The 26,534-nt window shown below is 69.5% G+C and carries 31 protein-coding genes and 1 tRNA gene; 12 read left to right on the top strand and 20 right to left on the bottom strand.

Annotated features, from left to right (window positions below; all coding sequences use genetic code 11):
* Positions 1 to 71: 71 nt before the first annotated feature.
* The 6 genes from ACFC06_RS24175 to aceE form a co-directional block, all read right to left on the bottom strand.
* Positions 72 to 1,502, bottom strand: coding sequence for an acyl-CoA carboxylase subunit beta (locus ACFC06_RS24175; RefSeq protein ID WP_375935990.1), 1,431 nt, complete (start codon positions 1,500 to 1,502; stop codon positions 72 to 74).
* Between the two features lie 131 nt (positions 1,503 to 1,633).
* Positions 1,634 to 2,884: a KasA/KasB family beta-ketoacyl-ACP synthase gene (locus tag ACFC06_RS24180; protein ID WP_375935993.1), complete on the bottom strand. Its 1,251-nt coding sequence runs from the start codon at positions 2,882 to 2,884 to the stop codon at positions 1,634 to 1,636.
* A gap of 10 nt (positions 2,885 to 2,894) precedes the next feature.
* Positions 2,895 to 3,194 carry a meromycolate extension acyl carrier protein AcpM gene (gene acpM, locus ACFC06_RS24185; protein ID WP_043649469.1) on the bottom strand — a complete coding sequence of 100 codons (300 nt, stop codon included), beginning with the start codon at positions 3,192 to 3,194 and terminating at the stop codon, positions 2,895 to 2,897.
* An 81-nt stretch (positions 3,195 to 3,275) separates the two neighbouring features.
* Positions 3,276 to 4,190, bottom strand: a complete 915-nt coding sequence (locus ACFC06_RS24190) for an ACP S-malonyltransferase (protein WP_375935997.1) — start codon at positions 4,188 to 4,190, stop codon at positions 3,276 to 3,278.
* Positions 4,191 to 4,317: 127 nt separating this feature from the next.
* On the bottom strand, positions 4,318 to 5,649 hold the full coding sequence (locus ACFC06_RS24195; RefSeq protein WP_375936000.1) for a PucR family transcriptional regulator: 1,332 nt from the start codon (positions 5,647 to 5,649) through the stop codon (positions 4,318 to 4,320).
* Positions 5,650 to 5,663: 14 nt separating this feature from the next.
* Entirely contained in the window at positions 5,664 to 8,546 is a 2,883-nt protein-coding gene (aceE, locus tag ACFC06_RS24200) for a pyruvate dehydrogenase (acetyl-transferring), homodimeric type (protein WP_375936003.1), read from the bottom strand.
* A gap of 250 nt (positions 8,547 to 8,796) precedes the next feature.
* Here aceE and ACFC06_RS24205 point away from each other — a divergent pair, with 250 nt between their 5' ends.
* From ACFC06_RS24205 to ACFC06_RS24220, 4 genes are all read left to right on the top strand, one after another.
* Positions 8,797 to 9,354, top strand: coding sequence for a hypothetical protein (locus ACFC06_RS24205; RefSeq protein WP_375936006.1), 558 nt, complete (start codon positions 8,797 to 8,799; stop codon positions 9,352 to 9,354).
* Between the two features lie 118 nt (positions 9,355 to 9,472).
* Positions 9,473 to 9,895, top strand: a complete 423-nt coding sequence (locus ACFC06_RS24210; RefSeq protein WP_336083461.1) for a DUF3052 domain-containing protein — start codon at positions 9,473 to 9,475, stop codon at positions 9,893 to 9,895.
* Between the two features lie 73 nt (positions 9,896 to 9,968).
* A complete protein-coding gene (locus tag ACFC06_RS24215; RefSeq protein WP_375936009.1) occupies positions 9,969 to 10,433 on the top strand; it encodes a peroxiredoxin in 465 nt (154 codons plus the stop codon).
* Positions 10,434 to 10,463: 30 nt separating this feature from the next.
* Positions 10,464 to 10,535 (top strand) — tRNA-Val (locus ACFC06_RS24220).
* A 75-nt stretch (positions 10,536 to 10,610) separates the two neighbouring features.
* On the opposite strand, the gene ACFC06_RS24225 is transcribed toward ACFC06_RS24220, so the two are convergent.
* On the bottom strand, positions 10,611 to 11,456 hold the full coding sequence (locus tag ACFC06_RS24225) for an aldo/keto reductase (RefSeq protein ID WP_375936012.1): 846 nt from the start codon (positions 11,454 to 11,456) through the stop codon (positions 10,611 to 10,613).
* Positions 11,457 to 11,609: 153 nt separating this feature from the next.
* Here ACFC06_RS24225 and ACFC06_RS24230 point away from each other — a divergent pair, with 153 nt between their 5' ends.
* On the top strand, positions 11,610 to 12,353 hold the full coding sequence (locus tag ACFC06_RS24230) for a DUF5984 family protein (RefSeq protein ID WP_375936015.1): 744 nt from the start codon (positions 11,610 to 11,612) through the stop codon (positions 12,351 to 12,353).
* Between the two features lie 8 nt (positions 12,354 to 12,361).
* Here the strand turns inward: ACFC06_RS24230 and ACFC06_RS24235 are convergent, their stop codons facing one another.
* On the bottom strand, positions 12,362 to 13,012 hold the full coding sequence (locus tag ACFC06_RS24235) for an FMN-dependent NADH-azoreductase (RefSeq protein ID WP_375936018.1): 651 nt from the start codon (positions 13,010 to 13,012) through the stop codon (positions 12,362 to 12,364).
* A 130-nt stretch (positions 13,013 to 13,142) separates the two neighbouring features.
* Between ACFC06_RS24235 and ACFC06_RS24240 the strand changes: the two genes are divergently transcribed.
* A complete protein-coding gene (locus tag ACFC06_RS24240) occupies positions 13,143 to 13,484 on the top strand; it encodes a winged helix-turn-helix transcriptional regulator (protein WP_375936020.1) in 342 nt (113 codons plus the stop codon).
* On the opposite strand, the gene ACFC06_RS24245 is transcribed toward ACFC06_RS24240, so the two are convergent.
* The 5 genes from ACFC06_RS24245 to ACFC06_RS24265 all read right to left on the bottom strand — a co-directional run bounded on the left by ACFC06_RS24245 (position 13,481) and on the right by ACFC06_RS24265 (position 16,089).
* On the bottom strand, positions 13,481 to 13,609 hold the full coding sequence (locus tag ACFC06_RS24245; RefSeq protein ID WP_375936023.1) for a hypothetical protein: 129 nt from the start codon (positions 13,607 to 13,609) through the stop codon (positions 13,481 to 13,483). The genes ACFC06_RS24240 and ACFC06_RS24245 overlap by 4 nt on opposite strands.
* 45 nt (positions 13,610 to 13,654) lie before the next feature.
* On the bottom strand, positions 13,655 to 13,963 hold the full coding sequence (locus ACFC06_RS24250) for a hypothetical protein (RefSeq protein ID WP_375936025.1): 309 nt from the start codon (positions 13,961 to 13,963) through the stop codon (positions 13,655 to 13,657).
* Entirely contained in the window at positions 13,950 to 14,516 is a 567-nt protein-coding gene (locus ACFC06_RS24255; RefSeq protein ID WP_375936028.1) for an RNA polymerase sigma factor, read from the bottom strand. The genes ACFC06_RS24250 and ACFC06_RS24255 overlap by 14 nt, the downstream gene beginning before the upstream one ends.
* 151 nt (positions 14,517 to 14,667) lie before the next feature.
* The gene (locus ACFC06_RS24260) at positions 14,668 to 15,426 is read right to left on the bottom strand and encodes a class I SAM-dependent methyltransferase (protein WP_375936031.1); all 759 of its coding nucleotides are present in this window, start codon (positions 15,424 to 15,426) and stop codon (positions 14,668 to 14,670) included.
* A gap of 87 nt (positions 15,427 to 15,513) precedes the next feature.
* Positions 15,514 to 16,089 carry a hypothetical protein gene (locus tag ACFC06_RS24265; protein WP_375936034.1) on the bottom strand — a complete coding sequence of 192 codons (576 nt, stop codon included), beginning with the start codon at positions 16,087 to 16,089 and terminating at the stop codon, positions 15,514 to 15,516.
* Positions 16,090 to 16,308: 219 nt separating this feature from the next.
* Between ACFC06_RS24265 and ACFC06_RS24270 the strand changes: the two genes are divergently transcribed.
* On the top strand, positions 16,309 to 17,124 hold the full coding sequence (locus ACFC06_RS24270) for an NAD(P)H-binding protein (RefSeq protein ID WP_375936036.1): 816 nt from the start codon (positions 16,309 to 16,311) through the stop codon (positions 17,122 to 17,124).
* Here ACFC06_RS24270 and ACFC06_RS24275 read toward each other — a convergent pair whose 3' ends face one another.
* Together ACFC06_RS24275 and ACFC06_RS24280 are read right to left on the bottom strand one after the other, a co-directional pair.
* A complete protein-coding gene (locus tag ACFC06_RS24275; protein WP_375936039.1) occupies positions 17,125 to 17,460 on the bottom strand; it encodes a cupin domain-containing protein in 336 nt (111 codons plus the stop codon).
* Positions 17,457 to 18,251 carry a methyltransferase domain-containing protein gene (locus ACFC06_RS24280; RefSeq protein ID WP_375936042.1) on the bottom strand — a complete coding sequence of 265 codons (795 nt, stop codon included), beginning with the start codon at positions 18,249 to 18,251 and terminating at the stop codon, positions 17,457 to 17,459. Before ACFC06_RS24280 ends, ACFC06_RS24275 begins: the two co-directional genes overlap by 4 nt.
* An 86-nt stretch (positions 18,252 to 18,337) precedes the next feature.
* Here ACFC06_RS24280 and ACFC06_RS24285 point away from each other — a divergent pair, with 86 nt between their 5' ends.
* The 4 genes from ACFC06_RS24285 to ACFC06_RS24300 all read left to right on the top strand — a co-directional run bounded on the left by ACFC06_RS24285 (position 18,338) and on the right by ACFC06_RS24300 (position 21,147).
* Complete coding sequence (locus ACFC06_RS24285; protein WP_375936045.1) at positions 18,338 to 19,000, top strand: helix-turn-helix domain-containing protein; 663 nt, start codon at positions 18,338 to 18,340, stop codon at positions 18,998 to 19,000.
* A 184-nt stretch (positions 19,001 to 19,184) separates the two neighbouring features.
* Positions 19,185 to 19,652 carry a hypothetical protein gene (locus ACFC06_RS24290; protein ID WP_375936048.1) on the top strand — a complete coding sequence of 156 codons (468 nt, stop codon included), beginning with the start codon at positions 19,185 to 19,187 and terminating at the stop codon, positions 19,650 to 19,652.
* A 2-nt stretch (positions 19,653 to 19,654) separates the two neighbouring features.
* A complete protein-coding gene (locus ACFC06_RS24295; protein ID WP_375936051.1) occupies positions 19,655 to 20,356 on the top strand; it encodes an ABC transporter ATP-binding protein in 702 nt (233 codons plus the stop codon).
* Positions 20,353 to 21,147 (top strand): ABC transporter permease, encoded by a 795-nt coding sequence (locus tag ACFC06_RS24300; RefSeq protein ID WP_375936054.1) that lies wholly within the window; start codon positions 20,353 to 20,355, stop codon positions 21,145 to 21,147. The genes ACFC06_RS24295 and ACFC06_RS24300 overlap by 4 nt, the downstream gene beginning before the upstream one ends.
* Here the strand turns inward: ACFC06_RS24300 and ACFC06_RS24305 are convergent, their stop codons facing one another.
* From ACFC06_RS24305 to ACFC06_RS24315, 3 genes are all read right to left on the bottom strand, one after another.
* Entirely contained in the window at positions 21,148 to 21,537 is a 390-nt protein-coding gene (locus ACFC06_RS24305; RefSeq protein WP_375936057.1) for a hypothetical protein, read from the bottom strand. It lies immediately after the preceding gene.
* 98 nt (positions 21,538 to 21,635) lie between these two features.
* Complete coding sequence (locus ACFC06_RS24310) at positions 21,636 to 22,172, bottom strand: DUF3145 domain-containing protein (protein WP_375936060.1); 537 nt, start codon at positions 22,170 to 22,172, stop codon at positions 21,636 to 21,638.
* Positions 22,173 to 22,274: 102 nt separating this feature from the next.
* Positions 22,275 to 23,090 (bottom strand): serine hydrolase domain-containing protein, encoded by an 816-nt coding sequence (locus ACFC06_RS24315; RefSeq protein WP_375936063.1) that lies wholly within the window; start codon positions 23,088 to 23,090, stop codon positions 22,275 to 22,277.
* A gap of 38 nt (positions 23,091 to 23,128) precedes the next feature.
* Between ACFC06_RS24315 and ACFC06_RS24320 the strand changes: the two genes are divergently transcribed.
* A complete protein-coding gene (locus ACFC06_RS24320; protein ID WP_375936066.1) occupies positions 23,129 to 24,325 on the top strand; it encodes a serine hydrolase domain-containing protein in 1,197 nt (398 codons plus the stop codon).
* Positions 24,326 to 24,430: 105 nt separating this feature from the next.
* Here ACFC06_RS24320 and aztD read toward each other — a convergent pair whose 3' ends face one another.
* Positions 24,431 to 25,597, bottom strand: a complete 1,167-nt coding sequence (gene aztD / locus ACFC06_RS24325) for a zinc metallochaperone AztD (protein WP_375936069.1) — start codon at positions 25,595 to 25,597, stop codon at positions 24,431 to 24,433.
* A 27-nt stretch (positions 25,598 to 25,624) separates the two neighbouring features.
* Complete coding sequence (aztC, locus tag ACFC06_RS24330) at positions 25,625 to 26,512, bottom strand: zinc ABC transporter substrate-binding protein AztC (protein WP_375937296.1); 888 nt, start codon at positions 26,510 to 26,512, stop codon at positions 25,625 to 25,627.
* Positions 26,513 to 26,534 lie beyond the last annotated feature (22 nt).

Below are 26,534 nucleotides of genomic sequence, written 5' to 3' on the forward strand. Positions count from 1 at the left end.
GATTATGCCCAGGAAACGGGTTCGGGCCCCGGAGGTCGTCCGGGGCCCGAAGGTGGTGCGGTGCTGTCAGGTCACAGCGGGATGTTCTTGTGGTGGCTCTTGCGTGCCGGGGCGGAGGCCAGGGCCGCGGCGATGATGCTGCGGGTCTTGGCCGGGTCGATGACCTGATCGACCACGCCGATGGCGACGGCGCGCTCGACGCCGCCCGCGATCTTCTCGTGCTCGGCGGTGAGGCGTTCGTGCAGGGCCTCGCGCTCGTCCTCGGGCGCGGCGGCCAGTGCCTTCTTGTGCAGGATGCCGACCGCGGCCTTGGCGCCCATCACGGCCACCTCGGAACCGGGCCAGGCGTACACCGCGGTCGCGCCCAGCGAGCGGGCGTTCATCGCGATGTAGGCGCCGCCGTAGATCTTGCGGGTCACCAGGGTGACGCGCGGGACGCGGGCCTCGGCGAAGGCGTGCAGCAGCTTGGCACCGCGGCGGACCACGCCCTCGAGCTCCTGACCGACACCCGGCAGGTACCCGGGCACATCGGTGACCACGATCAGCGGGATGCCGAACGCGTCGCACAGGCGCACGAAACGCGAGGCCTTCTCGGCGCTCTCGGAGTTGAGGCAGCCACCCAGGCGCAGCGGGTTGTTGGCCAGCACGCCGACGGTGCGGCCACCGAGCCGGCCCAGACCGACGACCATGCTGCGCGCGTAACCGCCCTGCAGCTCCTCGAACGAGGACTCACCGTCGACGTTGTCGAGCAGCTCGTGGATGATCGGCTTCACGTCGTAGGCGCGCTTGGCCGACTCCGGCAGCATCGCCTTGAGGTCGACGTCGCCGTGCTCGGCCGCGACCAGGTCGAACTCGCCCTGCTCGGCGAACATCGAGACCAGGCGGCGGGCCCGGTGCATGGCATCGGCCTCGTCGTCGGCGGCGATGTGGCACACGCCGGACTTCTTGTAGTGCGTGGTGGGACCGCCCAGGGTCTCCATGTCGACGTTCTCGCCGGTCACCGAACGGACCACGTCCGGGCCGGTGACGAAGACGCGGCCCTCGGGCGCCATGATGACGACGTCGGTCAGAGCCGGGCCGTAGGCGGCGCCGCCGGCGGCGAAGCCGAGCACCACCGAGATCTGCGGGACGAGACCGGACGCGCGGACCATGGCCTCGAAGACCAGGCCGACCGCGTGCAGGGCCTCGACACCCTCGGCCAGGCGGGCGCCACCGGAGTGCCACAGGCCCACGACCGGGATGCCGGAATCGATGGCGGTGTCGATCGCGTCGACGATGTGCTTGCAGCCGTCGACGCCCATGGCGCCACCCATGACGGTGGCGTCGGAGCAGTAGGCCACGGTGCGCACACCGTCGACCTCGCCGATCGCGGCCAGGACACCGGACTTGTCCCGCGGGTGCAGCGGTAGGACGGTGCCGGGGTCGAAGAATCGCTGGAGCCGACCGAGCGGGTCACGCGGATCGGTCGTCGTGTCTTGAAACGCGGGAGCAATGATGGTCATCGCGTTTACTCCTACCTTCGTGTGAGATTCTGGCCGCTGCGGCGGCTGCGTGTGGCGAACCGCCGGTGGGGGTCGAACCATTCAGTTGGCGCGACCCCCACCGGGGATCGTGATGCAGTCGATCGGTGCGGCTAGGCCCGACCGAAGGCGAGCGCGACGTTGTGCCCACCGAAGCCGAAGGAATTGTTGATCGCGTACTCGATCTCCTGGTGCCGGGCCTGCCCGTGCACCACATCGAGGTCGATCTCCGGGTCCTGGTTTTCCAGGTTCAGCGTCGGCGGGACGATGCCGTCCCGGATCGCGAGCACGGTGAGTACCGACTCGAGCGCGCCGACGGCGCCGATCGAGTGACCCAGTGCCGACTTCGGCGCGTAGACCGAAGCGTGGTTGCCCACGGCCTTGGTGATCGCGTTGGCCTCGGCGGTGTCGCCGATGGGGGTCGCGGTCGCGTGGGCGTTGATGTGGGTGATGTCGCTCTTGGTCAGACCGGCGGTCTGCATCGCGCGGGTCATCGCCCGGGCCGCACCGGTGCCCTCGGGATCGGGAGCGACCAGGTGGAAGCCGTCGGAGGTGATGCCCGCACCCAGCAGACGCGCGTGGATGGTGGCACCGCGAGCCTTGGCATGCTCTTCGGTCTCGATGACCATGAGCGCACCGGCCTCGCCGAAGACGAAGCCGTCACGATCCTTGTCGAACGGACGCGAGGCGCCCTTCGGATCGTCGTTGCGGGTGCTCATCGCGCGCATCATGGAGAACGCCGCGATCGGCACCGAGTCGATGAAGCCCTCGACACCGCCGGTGACGACGATGTCGGCGTCACCCATCACGATCATCCGCCACGCGTTGGCGATGGCCTCCGAACCCGACGAGCACGCCGAGACCGGAGTGACCACTCCCGCCCTGGCCTTCAGCTCGAGACCGACGACGGCCGACGGACCGTTCGGCATGACCATCTGAACAGCCAGTGGCGAGATCTTGCGGTAGCCACCGTTCTTCAGCTTGTCGACCGAGTCGATCAGCGCGTCGCCGCCACCGAGGCCGGTGCCGATCGCGACGCCCAGGCGGTCGGGGTCGACCTCCGGGCTGCCCGCGTTCTTCCACACCTCGCGACCGAGGACGGTCGCCAGGCGCTCGACATACGCCATGCGGCGGATCTCGACCCGGCTCAGCAGGGTGTCGGGGCTGACTTTCAGGTGACCGCCGATGCGCACCGGCAGGTCGTATTCCTCGATGAAGGAATCCTCGAGAACGTCGATTCCGCTCTCACCGTTGAGGAGTCCCTTCCACGTCGCATCGACATCACCCGCGATCGACGTGGTCGCCGCCATGCTGGTGACGACGACGTTGGGGAAATTCCCGTTCAAGGTGGAAGGAGTGGTCACAGTGTCGGCCCTACTCGGCGTCGAACTTGGCCTTGAGCTCCGCGGCGGCGTCGGAGTTCTCCGCCTCGAGCTTCTGGATGTAGGCAACGGCGTCGCCCACGGTCTTCAGGCTGGCCAGATCCTCGTCGGGGATCTTGACGCCGTACTTGTCCTCGGTCTGCACAGCGATCTCGACCATGGACAGCGAGTCGATGTCCAGGTCGTCGACGAAGGACTTCTCGATGGTCACCTCGGAGGGTTCGATACCCGTCACCTCTTCGATGATCTTGCCGAGTTCTTCGACGATCTGTTCCTGGGTCAGAGCGGCCACTTTGGTGGCTCCCTTCTTGTTCTCATTGATAGGGGTCGTGGACGGTCGGCACTTCGTCGTGCGTGACCGCCGGGGGGAAAGCTAGCCGGAGGTGGTCAGTTCGACCAACGCGGGGAGGTCTTCCGGAGTCTTCAGGGCCAGATTGGGCGTGCCCTTCAGCTCCCGCTTGGCAATACCGACGAGGGTGCCCGCCGGTGGCAGTTCGGCCACGGCCGAGACACCGGCGGCGCGGACGGTCTCGGTGCACAGGTCCCAGCGCACGGGCCGGGTGACCTGCGCGGCGAGCTTGTCGATCGCGTCGGCGCCCGAGGTGACGGGCTTGCCGTCGAAGTTCGACAGCAGGGTGCGCGCCGGGTCGTGCGGCGTGATCCGGGCGATGGCCTCGGCGACAGCTTCCTGCGCCGGGGCCATGAAGGCGGTGTGGAACGCACCGGCGACGGGCAATGCGCGGACCCGTGCCTTCTCCGGCGGGTTCGCGGCGAGCTCCGCCAGAGCGTCCATCCGGCCCGCTGCGACGATCTGGCCGACCGCGTTGCGGTTGGCCGGGACGAGATCGAGTTCGGCGAGCCGGGCGAGCACGGCGGCTTCGTCGCCACCGAGCACCGCGGACATGCCGGTCGGTTCCAGCGCACACGCCTTGGCCATCTCCCGGCCGCGGATGGCGGCGAGAGAGACCGCCTCGTCGGCGGTGATGACGCCGGCGACAGCGGCTGCGGCGAATTCGCCGACCGAGTGTCCGGCGACGATGGTATCCGCCGGCAGCGTTTCCGGGGCGATTTCGGCGAACGCGAGCAGCGCGGCCGCGACGACGAGCGGCTGGGTGACCGCCGTGTCGACGATCTCCTCCGCGGTCGCGGTGGTGCCGAGACGAACCAGGTCGAGGCCGGCGGCCTTCGACCACAGCTCGAGACGGTCGGTCGCACCGGGAAGGGCGAGCCAGGGCGCGAGCATGCCGGGAGTCTGGGACCCCTGTCCAGGGGTGAACAACGCGATCACTCCCTAAGAAAACACTGTGACCCCCGCCGCACGAGATGTCGGCGCGAATGAAGCTTTCTGATGGGTTTTGTAGGGGTTCCACAAAATCCGAGGTGGACTGTCCTGATCGACCGATTCCCCGATCGCGTTACAGGGGCTCTTGACCCACTGGGGCAGGCGGGGTTTCTGTGACGGGGGGTGACGATTCGTTATGCGTTCGTGTCAAACGGCCCACTGTGGCCGCGATTCGGAGCACATACGCGTCACGCGGATTCATCGGATCCCGTCCCGTGATCTCGCCGATTCGTTTGAGTCGGTACCGAACGGTATTTGGATGGACGTACAGCTGACGCGCGCACGTTTCTACTGCTCCACCACAATCCAGGTAGGCGTCGAGTGTGTCGGACAACGAAGATCCGGCCGAGGCCAACGGGACGACAAGATACTCGTTCAGCGCCTCCACCGCAGCTCTATCGCCCAGCAGGGCGCGTTCGGGCAGCAATTCCGAGGCGTGAACGGGCCTTGGCGCGCCCCGCCAGCCCACCACGGCCTCCATGCCCGCCAAGGCCTCGATCGCGCTGGCGTGCGCGGCGCCCAGGGTGCGCATGGTCGGCCCGATCACCACGGGCCCGTCGGAGAAGACATCGATGAGCAGATCGGTGAGGAACGCCGAGCCGATCCCCGCGTCACCGAGATGCCCGCTGACCACCATCACCAGCCGCGCCCCCTGCACCACCGCCAGCGCGGCCCGGCCGTGCCTGCTCGCGATGGTGTGCACCGCGCCCACCGTGGACACCCCTTGATCCGGCGGGGGTGTACCGACCAGCACGGTGGCGGGCGCGGTGGCGTCCCAGTTCAACGTGGCGGCCCGGGAGAGCATGTCCGGGCCGGTGTCCCCGCGGACCACCGCGTCGACCACCAGGGCCTCCAGCCGGGTGTCCCACGCGCCCCGCGATTCGGCGGCACTGGCGTACACCGAGGCGGCCGCGAAGCCGAGCTCACGCCCGTAGCGCAGCACCGCCTCGGTGAGCGCCACCAGCTGCCGGTCGTTACGGGCCAGCGCGGGCAGCCACTGCTCGAAGAAGTCCATGGCCACCCGCACCATGTCCACGGTCTGGCGCAGCGTGAGCCGCCGCGCCAGATCCTGCGGGATCACCTGGAACGCGTCCAGGCTGAAGCGGATATCGGAGTCGGGGTCCTGCAACCACTCCAGGAAGTTCACCACCGCGGTCTGCACCAGCATCTGCACGCCCGCACGCTGCGCGGCGTCGAGATCGGCGAAGAAGGGCAGCCGGTCCTGCATCGACCCCACCGCCTCGGTGGACAGCCGTCCCGAGAACTGTTTGACCCGCTTGAGCAGCGTGTCGGGCAGCGGATCACGGGTCTGCCGGTTCGGGGACAGTGCCCCGGTCGGCAGATAGACCTCGTGCTCGCTGGTTCCCTCGGTGATCCGGCGGGGCCGCGGCGGTTTACGCTCCACAGTCCAATAGTCCGCTACGCGAGTTCCTCGCCCGCGTCCGCACTCGGCTTCGGCGCGGCGGCCACGTCGTGGATGCGGTATTTCTCGGCCGCCTCCACCGCCTTGGCCTTGTCGAACGTGCCGTCCTTCACCAGGCCCTCGAGCACCGCGACCACGATCGACTCGGCGTCGACCTTGAACACGCGCCGCGCGGCGGGCCGGGTGTCGGAGAAGCCGAACCCGTCGGTGCCCAGGGTGGTGTAGTCGCCGGGCACCCACTGGCGGATCTGGTCGGCGACCGCGCGCATCCAGTCCGTCGCGGCCACCACCGGTCCCCGCGCCGGGGCCAGCGCCTCGGTGACGTACGGGACGCCCGGCTCCTGGTCCGGCTGCTCCAGCGCGGCGATCTCCTTGTCCAGCGCCTCGCGGCGCAGCTCGCCGAAGGAGGTCACCGACCACACGTCCGCGGCCACACCCCACTGCTCGGCCAGGATCTCCTGGGCCCGCAACCCGTCGGGCACGGTGACACCGGAGACCAGGATCTGCGCGCGCACCTCGCCCTCACCACCGGCCTGGTACAGGTACAGGCCCTTGAGCAACCCGGCCACATCCAGCCCCTCGGGCTCGGCCGGCTGCTGGTAGGGCTCGTTGTAGAGGGTGATGTAGTAGAAGATGTCCTCGCCGCCGAAGGTGCCGGTGGGCTGGGGATGCGCGCCAGGCAGCTTGCTCGGCGCCGCCGTGCCGCCCCCGTACATCCGGCGCAGCCCGTCGCGCACGATGTGCGCGATCTCGAAGGAGAACGCCGGGTCGTAGGTGACCACCGCCGGGTTGGTCGAGGCCAGCAGCAGCGACTGCCCGTCGTTGTGCTGCAGGCCCTCACCGGTGAGCGTGGTGCGCCCCGCCGTGGCCCCGAGGACGAACCCGCGCGCCAGCTGGTCGGCCGCGGCCCAGAAGCTGTCGCCGGTGCGCTGGAAGCCGAACATCGAATAGAAGATGTAGAGCGGGATCATCGGTTCGCCGTGGGTGGCGTAGGAGGTGGCCGCCGCGGTGAACGACGCGGTGGACCCGGCCTCGTTGATGCCCTCGTGCATGATCTGGCCGACGGTGCTCTCCTTGTAGGCGAGCATCAGTTCCGCGTCGACCGAGGTGTAGAGCTGGCCGTTGCGGTTGTAGATCTTCAGCGTCGGGAACCAGGAGTCCATGCCGAAGGTGCGGGCCTCGTCCGGGATGATCGGCACGATCCGCTTGCCGATCTCCTTGTCGCGCAGCAGCTCCTTCATCAGCCGCACCAGCGCCATCGTGGTGGCGACCTTCTGCTTGCCCGAGCCCTTGCGCACCGAGCGGTACGCCTCGTCACCGGGCAGCGTCAGCGGCTTGGCCTGCGAGCGCCGTTCCGGCACGAAACCGCCCAGCGCCTGGCGGCGGGCCAGCATGTACTGGATGGCCGGATTGTCCATGCCGGGGTGGTAGTACGGCGGCAGGTACGGGTCCTTCTCCAGCTCGGCGTCGCTGATCGGGATGCGCTGCAGATCGCGGAAGTCCTTGAGGTCCTGCAACGCCAGCTTCTTCATCTGGTGGGTGGCGTTGCGGCCCTCGAAATGCTTGCCCAGGGTGTAGCCCTTGATGGTCTTGGCCAGGATCACCGTCGGCTGGCCCTTGTGCGCCATCGCCGCCGCGTAGGCCGCGTAGACCTTGCGGTAGTCGTGCCCGCCGCGCTTGAGATTCCAGATCTCGCTGTCGGACATGTGCTGCACCAGCGCCTTGGTGCGCGGGTCGCGGCCGAAGAAGTGATCGCGCACGTAGGCGCCGTCGTTGGCCTTGTAGGTCTGGTAGTCGCCGTCGGGGGTGGTGTTCATCAGGTTCACCAGCGCGCCGTCGCGATCGGCGCCGAGCAGCGCGTCCCACTCGCGGCCCCAGACCACCTTGATGACGTTCCAGCCCGCGCCCCGGAAGAACGACTCCAGCTCCTGGATGATCTTGCCGTTGCCGCGCACCGGTCCGTCCAGGCGCTGCAGGTTGCAGTTGATGACGAAGGTCAGGTTGTCCAGGGCCTCGTTGGCGGCCACCTGGATCAGCCCGCGCGATTCCGGCTCGTCCATCTCGCCGTCGCCCAGGAAGGCCCACACGTGCTGGTCGGAGGTGTCCTTGATGCCGCGATCGTGCAGGTAGTGGTTGAACCGGGCCTGGTAGATGGCGTTCATCGGGCCCAGGCCCATCGAGACCGTGGGGAATTCCCAGAAGTCGGTCATCAGGCGCGGATGCGGGTAGGACGGCAGGCCCTTGCCCAGACCGCCGTGGCTGTACTCCTGGCGGAAGCCGTCGAGCCGGTCGGCGCCGAGCCTGCCCTCCAGGAACGCCCGGGCGTAGATGCCCGGCGAGGCGTGACCCTGGATGTAGACGCTGTCGCCGCCGCCGGGATGGTCCTTGCCGCGGAAGAAGTGGTTGAAGCCCACCTCGTAGAGCGCCGCCGAGGACGCGTAGGTCGAGATGTGCCCGCCCACCCCGATGCCGGGGCGCTGCGCGCGGTGCACCATGATCGCGGCGTTCCACCGGATCCAGGCGCGGTAGCGGCGCTCGACCTCCTCGTCACCGGGGAACCAGGGCTCGTTCTCGGTGGGGATGGTGTTGACGTAGTCGGTGGAGGTGAGGGCCGGGATCGAGACGCGGCGTTCGCCCGCGCGCTCGAGCAGGCGCAACATCAGATAGCGGGCGCGGCCCGGGCCTTCCCGGTCGAGCATGTCGTCGAAGGATTCCAGCCATTCGCTGGTCTCCTCCGGGTCGATGTCGGGAAGATACGACGCCACGCCCTCGCGGATCACCCGAACGCGCTCGCCGGTGGTTCCGGTGGTGGGTCCGGCGTCGGACGGGGGCGGCTCCTGCGCGGAATTCGCTGAGACAGGGTGGATCAGGTCGGTCAAATCTGCTCCTCGTACAGGGGGCTGAACTGCTTGTTGGCGTCGCTATCCCCGGGCCTGCCCGCTTGGTGTGCGGGCCACCCGTCACGAAAGTTTCGGGCGCCCCACCATCCTTACCGAAAAGGTGGCACAGGTCATCCTCTCCGGCGGGTACTGCCGGGTATTCCGCCGACGACCGCATGTCGGTGATCAACTAAGTTCAGCGGGGGAAACACCGACAGCGATGGAGCGAGTGAGAGGGATCGGCACGACGATGAGGCTGCTGGACGCGCGCCGGTTGGGGCTGGCCTGTGCCGCCGCCGCGGTGATCGCGGGCACGGTGGTGGCGGGGTGCGCCGAGCAGATCCCTGGTACGCCCACGACCGATCCCGCCGAGGTGGCCGCCTACAAGACCAGCGCCGCGGCCTCGTCCTCGGCGGCGGCCTCGTCCAAGGCGGCGGCCGCGCAGGAGCGCGCGATCGAGGACAACTGCACCCGCTTCCCCACCACCACCGGCGCCGCGGTCACCGCCTTCAACGAGTTCGTCACCGCCCACGACAACAACGCCGCCGACTACGCCGCCAAGCGCGAGGCCGCCGCGAGCACGCTCGACACCGCCGCCACCGAAGTCGAGTCCGGCGTGACGGCCGCGGGCGCCGCCCTGCCCGCGGATCTGGCCGCGAAATTCACCGACTACGTGATCGCCGCGCGCGCACTGGCCGCCGAAACCAGGAAGATGACCTACAGCTCGCAGGTGGACAAGCTCAACGCCGCCAGCAGGGCGATCAACCAGGCCCGGACCGCCGTGCACGACGCCTGCCAGAGCCGCTGAATCCACCCCTCCGACACGCGGCATACGGTACCGATTCATCCGATCGGCTTGCGCTACGGCCGATAACCATGTTCGCTTGCACCTATCTTATTGTCGGCAGTTTAGGGAGGACACCACCGTGGTCGCCGCGGCGGACGCGCAGAACTACGCTCAGAAGCTTGGCATTTCTCACGGCTTGGTTGTTCAGGAATTGGGCTGGGACGAAGACACCGACGACGCTTTGCGCGCCGAGATCGAGGAGGTCAGCGGCGCGGAGATGGTCGACGTCGACTCCGATGAGGTCGTCGACGCCGTCCTGCTGTGGTGGCGAGAGGGAGACGGCGATCTGGCCGACGAGCTGATGGACGCCATCAGCCCGTTGTCCGACGAAGGCTTCATCTGGGTCCTCACCCCCAAGACCGGACATCCGGGCCATGTCGATCCGAGCGAGATCGCCGAAGCCGCGCCCACGGCCGGCCTGACCCAGACATCCACCATCAGCCTCGGCAGCTGGACGGGCTCGCGCCTGGTCCAGCCGAAGGCACCGTCCAAGCAGCGCTGATCCCGGCGTTCGCTAAGGTCTCAGCCGGACGAGAACGCTCGGCTGAGACCCGACACGACGACAGGATCCCCGTATGCCGCTAGAGGTTGGCACGCTCGCGCCGGACTTCACGCTCAAGGACCAGAACAACCAGCCTGTCACCCTGTCGGATTACCGCGGCAAGAAGAACGTCCTGCTGGTGTTCTATCCGCTCGCCTTCACCGGCATCTGTCAGGGCGAGCTGTGCAAGGTCCGCGACGAGCTGCCCAAATTCCAGAACGACGACGCCGAGATCCTCGCGATCTCCGTCGGCCCCCCACCCACCCACAAGATCTGGGCGGCCGAACAGGGCTACCTGTTCCCCCTGCTGTCCGACTTCTGGCCGCACGGCGCGGTCACCCAGGCCTACGACGTCTTCAACGAGAAGTCCGGCTACCCCAACCGCGGCACCTTCGTCATCGACAAGTCCGGCTACATCACTTTCGCCGAGATGAACGGCCCCGGAGAGGCCCGTGACCAGGCGGCTTGGGAGAAAGCGCTCGCCGCGCTAGATTCATAAACCGTCACCGCCGGTTCCCCGGCGGTGCCCGGGCGTATAGCTCAGCGGTAGAGCACTGGTTTTACACACCAGCGGTCGGGGGTTCGAACCCCTCTGCGCCCACCCCCTGAGAGTGCGGGACGGTTCCCGCACTCTTCGATCTGCCCCGGCCCCGCGTCAGCTCTCGACCGGGCCGCACTATCTCTGCTCGGCCGTGGCCAGGTTGTTCAAGCGTTCGTACTGCTCGGCGGTGAGGTCCAGGTGGGCCGCGGCGAGGTTTTCGGTGAGGTGTGTTCGTGCGGCCGTGCCGGGGATGGGGGTGATGACGGGTGAGTGGTGGAGGAGCCAGGCGAGGGCGATCTGGGTGGGGGTGGCGTTCAGTTCGGTTGCGATCTCGGTGATGGCGGTGCTCTTGCCGGTGATGCCCGCGGCGATGGGTCGCCAAGGGAGGAAGGCGATTCCGGCTTCGGTGCAGGCGTCGACGACGGGCTCGTGTTCGCGGTCGAGGATGTTGTAGCGGTTCTGCACGCTGGCGATCTCTACGACCGACCGGGCTTCGGCGAGCTGGGCGGTGTCCACTTCGGAGAGGCCGATGTGGCCGATCTTTCCTTCGTCGCGCAGATCGCGCAGGGTGCCGACCTGTTCGGCCACCGGGATCTGCGGGTCTACGCGATGTAGCTGCATCAGATCGATCCGTTCGACGCGCAGGCGCCGCAACGCGTCCTCGACCTGGGTGCGCAGGAACTTCTCGCTGCCGTTGTACACCGCGCCGTCGGGATGGTCGACGCGCTGCTCGACACCGAGCTTGGTCGCCACGAGCAGCCCGTCCGCGTACGGCGACAACGCCTCCGCCACCAGCTCCTCGTTGGCACCCCAGCCGTACAGATGCGCGGTATCGACCAACCGCACCCCGAGCTCGACGGCCTCCCGCAGCAGCGCGATCGAGGCCGCCCGCTCATCAGCCGGTTCGGTCGGCAGCCGCATCGCCCCGAAACCTGTGCGCGGCAGTCGATATCCGGCGAGTTCGATGGTCGATTCCGTCATGGTGCGCCTCCTGGATTCGAAGACCAACCCTAGCCCCGGCTCGCACGGTCCGCCGGGATGTGCCAGTCGCCCTGCCACCGAACCGGCACTGCGGCACGATGGGTCCGTGCCCGATATCAACCACCAGACCGGTGAAAGGTGACGCGGGGCGGGATGGGTGTGCGGTTCGAGCTGTCGGCTCTCGAGGAGGTCGTTCCGTGGGGTGAGCATCGCCGTCTGCACTGGTTCGCGCTCACGCAGGGCCGGTACTGCCTGGACATCGGCGGTGTCGAGTTCCTGCGGTACGCGACGCCGCCCACGGACTCGCCGGACGAGAGCGGTTCCACCGCCTGGGCCGACTACTACGTCGTGCGGCTGTGGGAGGACCTGCTCGGTGTGCTGCCGTCGGCTCTGGAGCCGGTCCCGGATGACCTGGTGGAGTTCTTCGCCGCGGGGTCAGGGCACTGGGCCGAGACCGAGGACCCGGCGGTCGATGCCGCCACCGATGCCTACGGCGTGCGCTGGACCGACAGCGGGTACCTCCGGTTCGGGCCCTCGTTTCACTGGTGGCGCACCCTCGGCCCAGAGGACACGATCACCGTGGCCTGGCAGCAAAACGCCGATCCGGAGGGTGAGATCGCGTTCTCCGCACCACCTTCCGGACGCCGGACCATCGGGACATCCGAATTCGTCTCAGCCATGACAGATTTCGACCGACGGCTGCTCGACGCCATGCAGGAACGTATCGACCGGCTCACAGAAACCGGTCTCGCCCGGGACATCGAACTCGACCTCCCGGCGCTGGTCCGGGAACAGGCCCAGCGCCGGACATGGCTGTCGCGGGCGCTGGCCGCCCAGGGTGAAACGGATTGGGCGGCCGTCCGTGCCGGTGTCGCGATCCTCGCTCCACTCGGCTGAACCACCCGTCAGCTCGCCATCGCCGACTCACGATCGGCGGTCAACGTCGCGACCCGCTCGCGGGCGGATTCGAGCGAACGGCGCAGGCGTTCGCCGCCGAACTCGTCGTTGCCCGTGTAGACGAACTCGAGGTCGTCGATGCCGATGAATCCCAGCGCGGTGCGCAGGTACGGCTCCACGTGGTTCATGTGGGCCAGCGGGCCGCCCGCGTCGTAGCCCGCGTCGCCGGTGCCGACGATGACGAACGCGCGTTTGCCCGCCGTGAGCGGGGTGTAGGGCGCGTCGGCGGCGGGGTCGAAGGCGAAGGTGCGGCCGACGCGGACGATGTTGTCGATGTAGGCCTTGAGCATCGCGGGGATGCCGAAGTTGTACATGGGGACGCCCAGGACCAGCACATCGGTGTCGAGCAGTTCGTCGACCAGTTCGTCGCTGTCGGCCAGCGCGGCGTGCATGGCGGGTGTGCGCCGGTCGGGGGTGGTGAAGGCGGCGGCGATCCAGTCCTCGGTGAGGTGCGGGGGCGGTCGGTGGCCCAGGTCGCGGTGGATCACCGTGTCGTCGGGCCTGGCCTCGCGCCACTGGTCGACGAACTCGCCGACGAGGGTGCGGGTGTGTGAGCGGGACTGGCGCGGGCTGGCGTCGAGCCGCAGTAGCTGGGCCATCTCGGAACTCCTCAGGTCTGGATCGGGGTGTGCGACCGAGCCTGCCCGACCGGGAATTTCCGCGTAAGAACGCACATTTCTGTTACCCGGTACCCTTTTCCATACCTTTGCCGGTGAGACGAGGACGCGCATGGCCACACGTAAGCAAGATCTCGATTTCGACTGCCCGGTCGAGGTCACCCTCGATGTGCTCGGCGGCAAGTGGAAGGGCATGATCGTCTATCTGCTCAGCGAGGGCACGGCGCGGTTCAACGAGATGCGCCGCGCCATGCCGCAGGTGACCCAGCGCATGCTCACCGCGCAGCTGCGCGAACTCGAACGCGACGGCGTGCTCACCCGCACCGTGTTCCCCGAGGTCCCGCCCCGGGTCGAATACGAGCTGACCAGCTTCGGCCGCGACCTCATCCCGATCATCGCCCTGATGGAAGCCTGGGGCGAGCGATACCGCAACCAACTCCGCCGCACCGGCTAACCGGCCGTCTCCTCGGTGCAGGCCGGCACGCCCCCGGAGCCGGACAGCCCTTCCAGCACTTCGTCGTCGAAGGTCACCCGCATGTCGGGATCGGCGAGAAAGGTCCAGCCGTCGACCTCGGCCACCCCATGCCTGTCCCCTTTCAGCCGCTTGCCGTTCGCGGCCGAACTCTAGGTGACACCTCCGACACGTTCGCTGCTGGAATGCTCTTCGGACCGAGCGACCGTCAGCGAGCACTGCCCGTCCTGACAACTGCGCCGCACCCGGCCGCGGGACACGGTCTGCGCCAGGCCGATCACCCAGCACATCGGGCAGCCGCGCAGGGCGAACAGGCCGAGCGGGAGCAGTGCCACGCTGAGCAGGCCGAGGATCGGGTAGAGGGCGAGGGCGCCGGCGAGCGCGCCGAAACCCACCGCGCTGCGGACGAGGTGCGCCGGGAGGGACGTGCCGGCGAAGCCGGGGCTGTCAGTGTTCGGCACGGTGTTCTCCTGGAGTGGGCTCGAGCGCCGGACGCAGCGTTTCGCGCACGGTCGCGCGGGCGCGGTGCAGGCGGGACTTCATGGCGGCGGTGCTGAGGCCGAGGGTGTCGGCCACCATGCGCCCGCTGTAGCCCTGGATGTCGCGCATGACCAGCACGTGACGCTGTTCGGCGGGCAGCGCGGCCACCGCGGCCGCCACCCGGCTCGCTTCCGCGCGGCGCAGCATCTCGTCCTCGGCGGAGTCGGCGACATCGCGGTCGGGGAGCGGCAGGCGGCCACCGGGGAGTCGTGCGCGCCGCAGGCACTCGTTGCGCACGATGCGGAACATCCACGACGCCAGAGCCCCGGAGGCGCGTAGCATCCCGATCTTGCGATACAGGATGATCAGCGCTTCCTGGGCGGCGTCTTCGGCGTCCTCCGGGGTGGCGCACAGCGACAGCGCGAAACGCCGGATATTCGGGTGCGCGCCCGAGACCAGCACGGCGATCGATTCGACGTCACCGCCTTGGGCGGCCCGGATCACGGTGTCGTCGGGCCAGCGCGGGTCAGTCACGCCCGGCCCGCCCGCGACGCACGACCACCAGGCACGTACACACCACCGTCAAGCCGACCACCACGCCGATTCCGATGACCACGACAACCTCCGTCTCCGTCCGGGCACCGTGCCGGGACACAGATGAGAGGCGGGCGCGGAGCGAAAGGATTCACCGACGGGCGGTGACGATCCAGGATCGCGAATCGAACGCGACGCCGTCGCCGGTCTCGTGGGCGGCGAGGACGGCGAGCAGGCGGCGGCGGGCCCGCTCGGCGGCGGCCGCGTCCAGGGCGGCGAAGTTCACCCGGAAATACGACAGACGCAGCAGGTTGTCGAGAGCGGCGGCCGCGTCGGGGCCGTAGTAGACGGGCTCGTCGAGATCGGTGATGCCGATATCGCGGAAACCCGCCGCGGTGAGGATGTTCTCGATGACGGCGGGTTCGGCGAGGGAGAACGGCCCCGGGCTGCCGAGGAAGGGCGCGGCGCCGAGGACCGGCAGGATCTCGGTGGCCCAGGCATTGCGGTCGTAGCCCTGCCACACCAGCATCACCAGGCGGGCCGAGGGGCGCAGCGCGTGACCGATATTGGTGAACGCGGCCACCGGATCGGCGAAGAACATGGTGCCGAAGCGGCTGATACACAGGTCGAAACCGGCGTGTGGGAACGGGTGCGACTGGGCGTCGGCCAGTTCGAAGCTCAGGTGGGACAAGCCTTCTCCGGCGCTGACGCGCTCGGCCTCCGCGAGCATCGCCGGGGTGATGTCCACACCGAGCACCTGTCCGCCGACGGCGGCGCGGGCCGCCTCGCGGCTCGTCAGACCGGTGCCACATCCGATGTCGAGCACCCGGTCACCGGCGCGGACGCCCGCGGCGGCGCGCAGGGCGATGTTGTGTCGCCGCAGTTCCGCGTCGTAGTCGAACAACGTCATCGCCTGCCTCCGTTGCTGTCCCGTCCCGGACAACCTACCGAGGCCGACGCGGGTGGTGACCGGTCGGCACCGGCCACCACCGATTCACTACGGCGTCGAGTAACCGATGAGAGCGCCGATGCCCGCACCGATCGGAATGGTGATCAGCGCGCCGACCCCACCGAGGAAGAAGCCGAGCACCGCGCCGATCCCGGCGCCGACCAGGGCGCCGATGCCCGCGTTGTACTGCTTGCGGGCCTGGGTGTCACTCGCCTCGTCGACGAAGGACGCGAGATTGTCGGTGACCAGCGCGGGCGCCGCGACCGGACGCAGGGTGACCGACTGCCCGTCGGCGGCGACACCCGCCGCGAGGTCGAAATCGCCCGCGCCGGTGACGATCCTGGTCGGCACCGACGCGACCACCCGACCACTGCGGTCGGCGAGGGTGACCACACCGCCCGCGAGGCGGAAGGTGCCGTCGGCGACGGACGCGGTGAGCCCGGAACCGTCGGCGAGCGGGCTCGCCGTGAAGGCCACTCCCCCTTCGGAACCCTGGACGATCGGAGCGGCCGCGGCGGGTCCGGCGTGCGCGGTGGTGGCCGCGAGACCGAGTGCCCCGGCCGCGAGAACCGCGACCGCTCCGATACGCCGTGCACTGGAACTAGTTCGAGACGAAAATGTCATCGTGCCCCTCCAGTCTGCCCGCCGGTGACGGCGGAACATCCTCTGCTGGACCGGATCTCGGTCCGCGAACATTTTCGCATCGGTCACGCCCGAGCGGAACCACCTGCGGTGATATCGGAAAAACATCACCGATTGCCGGACGGCTGCTGAGGCCATGTGCCAGAGGACGATTCCGTCGGCACAATCGGTGGTTCACCGAGCCCGACCGGAAGGAAACCCATGACCATCCTGGTGACCGGAGCCACCGCCAATATCGGCCGCAAGGTCGTCGACCATGTGCTGGCCGCCGGCTGTAGCGACGTCCGCGCACTCACCACCGACCCCCGCCGGGCCGCCCTGCCGCCGGAAGTGGAGGTGGCCGAGGGGTATATCGGCCGCCCGGACAGCCTCGGCGCGGCATTCGAGGGTGTCGACCGGATGTATCTGGCGCCCTCGCCCGGCACCGTCACCGAGGTGCTGGCGCTGGCGCGCGCGGCCGGGGTGCGGCACGTGGTCGACCTGTCGGGCGAACCGGAGAGCTGGTGGGGCACGGTGTGCACGGCGGTCGAGAACAGCGGCTTGTCCTGGACGCATCTGTGGCCCGCGGATTTCATGGAGAACTCGATCATGTGGGCGCACCAGATCCGGGAGACCGGCACCGTGCGTGAGCCGTATCCGCAGGCCGCGACGGCACCGATCGCCATGGACGACATCGCCGCGGTCGCCGCCACCGCCCTGCTCGCCGAGGACACCGGCAACCGGGCCCTCACCCTGTCGGGACCCGAAGTCCTCACCCGCGTAGAGCTTCTCGACCACATCGCCACCGCGCTCGGGCGCGAGCTCACCTTCGAGCAGGCTTCCCGCGACGACACCGTCGCCGCGCTGGCGCCCAGCATGGGTGAGCGGGCGAACTGGTATGTCGACAGTGTCCTCACCGGCTACTCCCCCGACCCGGCCACCCTCCCGCTGACCAGCGTCACCGACATCACCGGCCGCCCACCGACCACCTTCGCCGCCTGGGCGGCCGCCAACACCGCGGCCTTCACCACCGCCTGATCACGCGGGAGTCAGGTTCCGCTGGAGCGTGAGGTGCACGACGGCGTCGGCGCGGGCTTCGAGGCGGTGTGGGTCACCGGCGGCGAGATAGATCGTGGCGCCGGGTTCGAGCCGGTGCGCCTCGACCGCCCCGCCCGCGGTGACGTCGAGATCGATCACTCCGGAGACACAGCTGATCAGGATCGGGCCCGGCGCGCGATGCTCGTCGAGCACCTGGCCCTGCCGGAAACTGAGGCGGACCAGGGTGATCCCGGGCCCGGCCAGCAGGCGCTGGATATTGGGCAGCTCGCCGTCCCTGGGCTGCCAGGCGGTCGTGTCGGTGACGAGAGTGCTCATGCGTTCGGCTTCCTGGCGATGACCGCGATGGCAGTGAGCGCCTTCGCGTGGGTGGTGAAGGTGGCGCGCATGGCGAGCACACGCTGCCGGGCGGCGCGGTCGCGCAGCACGTTCTTGATGATGCGGGCGGTGCCGAGCAGACCTTCGTCGGCGAGCACACGGCGCGGTCGCAGCAGCGCCATCGGCGCGAAATCGACGGTCTCGACGACGAATCCGCCCGCGGTGAGCAGGTCGGTCCACTCGGTGCGGGTCAGCGGCCGGGCATTGACCTTGATCGAGCGGGCCAGCGCCTTGCGGATCTCGGTCTTGACGGCGTCGTCGAGGTCGTCGGGGTGCAGCGCGAGCTCGTGGATGGCGTAGCGGCCGCCGGGGCGCAGCACCCGGAACGCCTCGGCGATGATGGCGGCCTTGTGCGGGTCGGTCTGCATGGTGAGCATGGCCTCGCCGACCACCACGTCGGCGGAGTCCGCGGGCAGGCCGGTGTCGGCGGCGTCGCCGGTGGTGACGGCGCCGCGGGTGCCGACGACCTCGGCGCTGCGCGCGGCGGCGGCGTCGTCGGCCTCCACGCCCCGGTAGCCCGCGGGTTCGCGGCGCAGGATGGCCTCGGCGGTGTGACCGAGGCCGGGGGCGAGTTCCACCACCTCGGCACCGGGCAGCGCGGCGGCGTCGAGCATGCGCTCGGTGAGCTCGATCCCGCCCGGTCGCAGCACCCGTTTGCCGAGGCGCGCGAGCAGCCAGTGCCCGGGGATGTGCGCGGAATCGCGATGGTCGAAGGGCAGTGGTGTGGTCATGATGTGCTCCTGTCGGTGCGGCCGCGGGGTGCGGCGGTCCTACAATCGAAGGGGAAGTCGCCGGTCACGGCGTGAGAGGAGCGCCGATGGTCAGCACACCCCGGCAGCGGGACAGGGTGTTCGCGCTGGTGCGTGATTCCCTGGAACCCCTGGACGCGCCGGTGATCGCGCAGACCTTGGGCATCCACATCACCACCGCGCGCTTCCATCTCAACGCGCTCATCGACGCGGGTCTGGTGGAGGGCACCTGGCTGCCGTCGGAGACGGTGGGCCGCCCGCGCAAGGGATATGTGGCGGTCGGCGCCGACCCCGCCGCGCCCGTGCTGGACGCGCTGCTGGCCCAGCTCGGTGACACCCCCGCCGCGCGGCGCGCCAAAGCCGCGGCGGCCGGGCGGATGTGGGCCGACAGCCTCAGCGATCCCGGCGAACCGCAGGCCGATCTGCCGGACCCGGTGACGCTGGTGACCACCACGCTGACCCGGCTCGGATTCCAGGTGTCCGCGGCGGTGTCGAGTTTCGGCACGCACGAGATCCAGCTGTGCAACTGCCCGCTGCGGCGCATCGCGCGCAACGCGCCCGAGATCGTCAGCGGCATCCAGCAGGGCATGATCGAACGCGTCCTCGAGCGTCACTCGCCCACGCTGGCAACACAATTCGATGTCGACGTGCGTCCGGACCCCGCCGGCGACTGCGGTGTGACGCTGCGCCTGACCACCCGATCGACGCACCGCGCGCCGATCGCGGGCTGAGCACCGCACCGTCACCACCACCTTCCCGTCTCGGGTCACCCGGCCGGGGCACTGCCCGGCCTGGGATCGATCTTATTTAAATGAGTCTTGACCGAAGTCATAAGGCTAGGCTAACTTACTGCCATCAACTGGCATTTTGCCAGGAATCCGGAGTGTAACTCCGCTCACCCGAAGGGTTGAATAAATGATGAGCAGCCGAGTCCTGCGGTCCGCCCTCGCCCTCGCCGTCCCCGCCGCGGCGGTGCTGATGAGCAGCCCGGCGGCGATGGCCGAACCGGGGACCTTCCGCATCACCAGCGATGTCCCGACGCTGGCCGAGCTCAACGAGCAGGTGCGCTTCCTGGTCGAGACCCCGGCCTCCGACGAGGCCAAGGCCGCGAATCTGGAGGGCGGCGTGAACGCGGTGATCGTGCCGCGCACCGTCTACAACCTCGGCCTGTTCCGCGCGCCCCGGGGCTGGAACGAGGTGACCGGTCCCGAGACCCACCAGGGCGACGTGCACACCGCGATCCTGCACAGCGGCTCGGCCGGGCGCCCGACCATCACCATGCAGGTCACCTGGAAGCGCATCGACGGCAGCTGGAAGCTGGCCAACGAATCGCTGTGCGCCGGAGTGAAGACTGTCGGCCTGCCGATTCCCTGCGATTTCTGACGGTGATCGATATCCGCGACCTCACCGTGCGCTACGCGGACACCACGGTGCTCGACATCCCCGCGCTCAGCGTCCCCGACGCCGCGGTGACCTATCTGCTCGGCCTCAACGGCACCGGCAAGTCCACCCTGCTGCGCTGCGTGTGCGGAATCCTCGCCCCGGCCGCGGGCACCGTCACGGTCGACGGCGTCCGGGTGCGGGCCGGGCACACCACCCCGGCCGGGCTCGGCATGCACCTGGACTACCGGGCCTTCGATCCCCGGCACACCGCCCGCCGTCATCTGCGCTGGATCGCCCGCTCCCGCGGACTGCCCACGGCGCGGGTGAGCGAGGTTCTGGACGCGACCGGACTCGACGAGGTCGCCGATCGCCGGCTGGCGCAGTACTCCCTGGGCATGCTCCAGCGCGTCGGTATCGCCGCGGCGCTGCTGGCCCGGCCGCGCACACTACTGCTCGACGAACCGCTCAACGGCCTCGACATCGCGGGCATCCACTGGATCCGCGCGCTGCTGCGCGAACTCGCCGACGCGGGCACCTGCGTGCTGGTCACCTCGCACCTGCTCGACGAGGCCGAACGCAATGCCGACCGGGTGGTCGTGCTCGGTGCGGGCCGGGTGCTGGCCGACGCCCCGCTGACCGAACTGGTCCGCGACGGCGACCGCCTCGAAGACGCCTACCTGCGCATCACGGGTGCCGCGGCATGAGAAACCCCCTCGCCGATATCGGTCGCGGTCTGGCCGCCGAGTGGACCCGCACCGGTGGTCGCGGTTTCCTGTGGCTGGTCGCCGTGCCGCTCACACTCGGCCTTCCGTTGCTGATCACCTTCGGGATCGCCGGTGTCGCCGAACGATTCGCCGCGATTCCCGGCCAGCTCCAGGTGACCTCGGTGAGCACCACCAATGCCGTGTACTGGGTGATCACCTTCGCCACCGGCATCATGATGGTGACCGCCGCGTTCGCCCACGCCACCCGCTCGCGGGAGAACCTGCGCGACCTCGACGCCTTCCTGTTCCCCCGGATATGGACCGCGGCGCTGGCCCGCTGGATCTTCTACGGCACGCTGGCGGCGGTCTGCTCGCTGGTGCTGCTCGTTGTCGTGCTCACGGCATTGCCCGCGCTGTTCCCGCTGGTCTACGGCGAGGTCTCGCTCGGCGACCCCGCCGGGTGGCGCTACCTGTGGACGGTGCCGACCTATGCGTTCACCGCGTGCGGGATCGGTATCGCGGTCGGCTCGGTCATCCGGACGCCACCGGCCGCGATCGCGGTGCTGCTGTTCTGGGTGTACGTGGCGGAGAACTCGATCAGCCTGTTCCCCGACGGCTACACCCTGCAGGCCTACGCCCCGTTCCTCAACGCGGTCGCCGCCACCGGGCAGGAGCTGGCGTTCCTGCCCCGCTTCGGGCGCAACGGTTCGCTGCTCTACTTCGTGGCCGTGGCCGTCGTCCTGTTCACCGCGGCGGTGACGGTGGCGCAATGGCGACGCCGACGCGGCTGATCACCGCGCGCTGTACTGCCCCTTGAGCGCGCGCTCGGCCCGGGCGACCAGCACGGCGGTACCGATCGTGCCGGAGAGCAGGACGACCATGATGATCTTGGCGCCCCACGGTCCGTCGATCAGGGCGCCGACCGTGCCCAGCGCCGCCAGCCCGGACATGGTCGCCAGCAGCCCGATCGCGTACGTCGCGCCCTGGATCTCGCCGCGCAGGATGCGCCGGGAGCCCGAGAGCAGGCCGAGCCCGAGCATGCCCGGCACCAGCGCCACCACGCACACGACGATCAGATACGACGAGTTCAGTCCGGACACGACCAGCCCCAGCGCGCAGATCAGCAAGACCGCGGCGAGCGCGAGCCCGGCCCCACCCGCGCGCCGGGTCGCCGCGCGCACCTCCGGAATTTCAGCGTACGGCGACGACATCCCCACCCCCACAGTTCATGTCGATGACGCTAGCAGCCCCCACCGACACCGGCCAGCGAAGCGGCCGGTCAGCCCACGTCGCGACGCAGCCAGGTGACCTCGGCGCCCGCGCCGTCGGTGCCCTGCCGGTAGGCCTCCAGGTCGTCGTCCCAGGCGGTGCCCAGCGCGCGGTCGATCTCGGCGGACAGGTCGTAGGTGCCGTGGGAGCCGAGTTCGTTCGCGGTCTGCAGTAGGGCGCGTAATCGCATCTCGCCCAGCATCACGTCACCGTTGGCGCCGGTGGAACCGTGCCAGAGACCCAGGGCGGGGACGAAGCTGTAGCGCTCGCCGTCGACGCCGTCGCTGGGGTCCTCGGTGACCTCGAAGCGCAGCACGGGCCAGGCGCGCAATGATTGGGCAATCCGGGCGGCGGTGCCCACCGGACCGATCCAATCGCTGGTGGCGCGCAGATGCCCGTCGGCGGGTTGCGCGTTCCAGCGCAATTTCGCCGGCGACGAGAGTGCCGTCGACAGTGCCCATTCCACGTGCGGGCACAACGCGGCGGGCGACGAGTGGATGTAGACCACACCCGCCGTCGCGTCAGCGAACTGACTCGATGCGCGCACTACCAACACCTCCAGCCTCGACAAGGAGCGTCTTCCCCAACGACCCGTCGCGGACTGGCGTGGCCCGAGTGTACTGAAGTGTTCGGTGTTGCGGGTGTTACTTCACTGCGTGTTGGATGTCTCTGCGATAACGGAATCGCTGAATTTCGGCCACGCCGTTCGCGCCCAGTCGCCGAAATTCTCGTCGCTCAGCGCGATGGTCGCCACCCCTATTTCGGGGTCGACCCACAGGAACGTCCCGGACTGCCCGAAGTGTCCGAAGGTGCGCGCGGAATTGCGGTATCCGGTCCAATGCGGGGCTTTTCCGTCGCGGATTTCGACACCCAATCCCCAGTCGTTGGGGCGCTGGGAACCGAATCCGGGGAGCACGCCGTCGCGGCCGGGGAATTGCACCGAGGTCGCCTCGTCGAACGTTTGCCGAGATATCAATTCGGGTGTCAGCAACTCCCCGGCGAACCGGGTCAGGTCACGGACCGAGGCCCGCGCGCCGTGCCCGGCCGACCCGTCGAGCTCCGCGGTGGTCATTTCCAGCGGGGTGAACACCGCGTCGCGCAGATATTCGGGAAAGGCGATGCCGGTCTCGGCGGCGAGGAAATCGGCGAGCAGTTCGAAGCCCGCGCTGGAATAGATGCGCCGGGCCCCGGGCGCGGCGATCACCTCGGGCGTGGCGAAGGCGACTCCGGAGGTGTGGGCGAGCAGGTGGCGCACGGTGGCGCCGGGTGGGCCCGCCGGCTGGTCGAGTTCGATCGCGCCCTCCTCGACCGCGACCAGCGCGGCGTAGGCGACCAGCGGTTTGGTCACCGAGGCCAGCCGGAAGACGCGGTCGATGTCGCCGGTGGTGGAGATTCCGTCCGCGGTGCGCACCGCGGCGGCGGCGTGGCGCACCGGCCAGTGCTCTAGCTGCTCGAAGGAACGCATACCGGCAGCGTACGAGACGCGGCTACGATCGGGTCACCATGAGTCCCGCACCCTCGATCCACGGTGACGTGGCGGCCGGTTTCGGCCCTGTCGCCGATGCCTTCCGCCGTAACTTCACCGCCCACGGCGAGATCGGCGCCGCCGTCGCCGTCTATGCCGGTGACCAGCCCCTGGTCGACCTGTGGGCCGGGCACCGCGACCGCGCGCGGGAGGTCGCCTGGGAGCGCGACACCCTCGTGCCGGTGTTCTCCTCGTCGAAGGGGATGTCGGCGTTCACCCTGGCGGTGGCGGTCTCGCGCGGTCTGCTCGACTACGAGGCGCCGGTGGCGACGTACTGGCCTGAGTTCGGCGCGCACGGCAAGGAGCGGATCACCGTGCGCCAGCTCATCGATCACCAGGCCGGGCTGTCCGGGCTCGACCGCGTGGTGAAGCTGAACGAGCTGGCCGACCGGGACGCGCTCGCGCGGATCCTGGCGGCGCAGAAACCGGCGTGGACGCCGGGCACCCGGCACGGGTACCACGCGCTGACCCTGGGGCTGTACCAGGGCGAGCTGCTGCGCCGGGTCGATCCGGCGGGCCGGAGTCTGGGCCGGTTCTTCGCCGAGGAGATCGCCGACAAGGTCGAGGCCGATCTGTTCATCGGACTGCCCGCGAGCGAGCCGATGGAGCGCATCGCCGTGCTCTCGGCCACCAAGGGCCTCGACATCCTGCGCTACGAGCTCGCCGACGTGCCGCTGCGCATCGGCGCCGAGGTCTACGCCAAGCGCGGGTATTCCTATGCCGCGCTGACCAATCCGCGTCCCGGCGCGCCCGCCCGGGCCACCCGCCGGGAGTTCCTCGAAGTCGAGTGGCCGGGGATGAACGGCGTGGGCAATGCCAGGGCACTGGCCCGGGTGTACGGCGCGGCGGCCGGACGCACCGGCGCGCTGCCGATCGGCGACGAGGTCCTGGATCTGCTCGCCGCGGCCGAGACCGCCGCGATCCCCGACGACGACCTGGTACTGCACACCAAGAGCCGCTACCACCTCGGTTTCCGCAAGTCGCGCGGCAGTTTCCGGTTCGGCTCCGACAAGCGCGCCTACGGGACCACCGGCCTGGGTGGATCGTTCGGATTCGCCGATCCGGCAACGGGTCTCGGCTTCGGCTACAGCATGAACCGGCTCGGCATGGCGATCCTCGACGATGTGCGCAGCCGGAATCTGCGCGAGGCCGTCATCCGGTGCGCCACCCGCTGACGCGACGAATGCCCGCGTCCCCCAGGTGATTCGGGGAACGCGGGCAGCCGCTGAGCGGGCGCTGGGGTCGGTGACGGTGACCGCCGTCAGCCGGTGCCGCGGGGGTCAGTGCCCGCTGACGCCGCTGATCTCGTTCGGTGCCGAGGCCAGCGTGGCGCTCGCGGTGACCTTGCCCTCGGCCAGGTCGACGCGATGCACCTGCTTGGCGGACGGGTCGCTCACGTAGGCGATGCCGCCGCGCACGAACAGCGCGGGCCGCGCGGCCTGCCAGTCCAGCGGTTCGGTCCAGGTGCCGAGCACCGGAATGGTGCGGGTGACGGTCCCGGCGACCGGATCGATGACGTGGATCTTGCCGTCGGTGCCCAGCACCAGCGCCTCATCCTGCGGGCCGCGAGCCAGCGAGCGGAAGGTGTAGCTGGTGCCGATGTCGACCAGGCGCAGGGTGCCGTCGGTGGTGTTCACCAGCGAGACCTGCTGCGGGCGTTCGAGTTCGGCGTCCTTGTCCTTCTTGTAGTCACCGAGCACGATGGGCGAGGCGTCGCTGCCCGCCATATTGCCGATCCGGCCGTAGGCCGTCGGGCTCGCGACCTTGGTGATCTTGCCGTCGCGGTAGACGACCGCGCCGGTCTGGCAGCCGACCACCACCGCCTCACCCTGCGCGGTGGCCTCACCGTGCACGCCGGGGCAGTCCTCGTTGCGGGTGAGTTCCTTGCGGTCGCCGTCGAGAGCGACGATGCCCACCCGCTTGTCCTCGGTGCCGAGGGTCAGCACGAGGTTGCCGTTGCTCAGCTCGATCGCGACGCCGTGGTGGGGCGCGGCGGCCTTGTAGACCTCGGTCGCGGGCTTGTCCTCGCCGAGTTCGCCGGAATCGATGACGGTCACCTCGCCCGAACCGTCGGCGAACAGCACGGTCTTGCCCGCGTGCCGCACGACGTGGCCGGGCTTGTTCGCGGGGAACTCGGTACCGGTGAAGGCGGCGTCGTAGGCGTCGAAGACGCGGAAGCCGTCCTTGGTCGAGACCATGAGGTGCTCGTCGTCGCCCGCCGGGTTGAGGCGGTTGAAGCCGGGCAGCTCCACCTGGCCGCGCTGGGCGAGGGTGGCGCCGTCGAGGACGTAGATGCCGCCGTCGTAGGTGAGCGCGATGGGCTCGGCGCCCGGGGTGTGCGCGTGGTCGTGCTCGGTGTCGTCACTGCCGCAACCGGCCAGCGCGACCACCGAGGCGAGGACCCCCGACATGGCCACCAGCGTGGTGGTCCGGGTCCGAGTGTGCATGTCTTGCTCCATTTCTGCTGCGTGAAACTAGGTCGTCAGCCCGCGCACGATGGCCTCGGTATTGGTGCGCGCCATCTCCGGATAGGTGGCCGCGCCGCCGCCGGGGGCGGACAGCGATTCGGTGTGCAGCGCGATCACCCGGACGTGCAGTCCGGTGTGTTCGGCGAGCACGCGCGCGAGGCGGTCGGGCTGGGCGGAATCGGCGAAGACCGCGGAGACTCCCGCGGTTCTGATCGCGGTGGCCAGGCCGTCGAGGTCGGCGGCGCTGGGTGAGGCCAGGGTGGTGCCGCTGGGGATCACCGCGCCGATCACCCGGAAGCCGAAGCGCTGGGCGAGATAGCCGAAGACGTGATGGTCGGTGACCAGCTGCCTGCGTTCGGGGGCGATGGTGGCGAAGCGTTCGGTCATCCAGCGGTCGAGCTGATCGAGTTCGGTGAGGTAGCGCTCGGTATTGGCGCGCACGGCCGCGGCGTCGATGCCCTCGACGCGGGCGAGCACCTCGGCGCTGATGGTCTCCACGGCCGTGCGGACACGGCGCGGGTCGGTCCAGAAGTGCGGGTCGGGGGTGCCCGCGGAGTCGTCGGCGGTGTAGTCGATCGGGTCGACGTGTTCGGCGACGGCCAGGGTCGGCACGCCCGCGGCCGCGGCGGCGCTCACGTGCTTGGCGATGCCCTCCTCGAGGCCGAGCCCGTTGTGCACCACCAGTGCCGCGCGCTCGATGTCGGCGGCCTGCCGGGCCGAGATGGCGAAGGAGTGCGGGTCGGCCCCGGCCTGCATGAGGACGGTGACCGGGGCGGCGTCGCCGACGATGGTGCGGGTGAGGTCACCGAGGATATTGGTGGTCACCACGATGCCGGTGTGTTCGGGCTCGGTGGCGCAGGCGCCCAGCAGCGCTGTGAGCGCCAGGATCAGCATCGCCGCGACAGCGCGGGTTCTC

Source organism: Nocardia sp. NPDC056064, from assembly GCF_042266925.1.
GTDB lineage: Bacteria > Actinomycetota > Actinomycetes > Mycobacteriales > Mycobacteriaceae > Nocardia.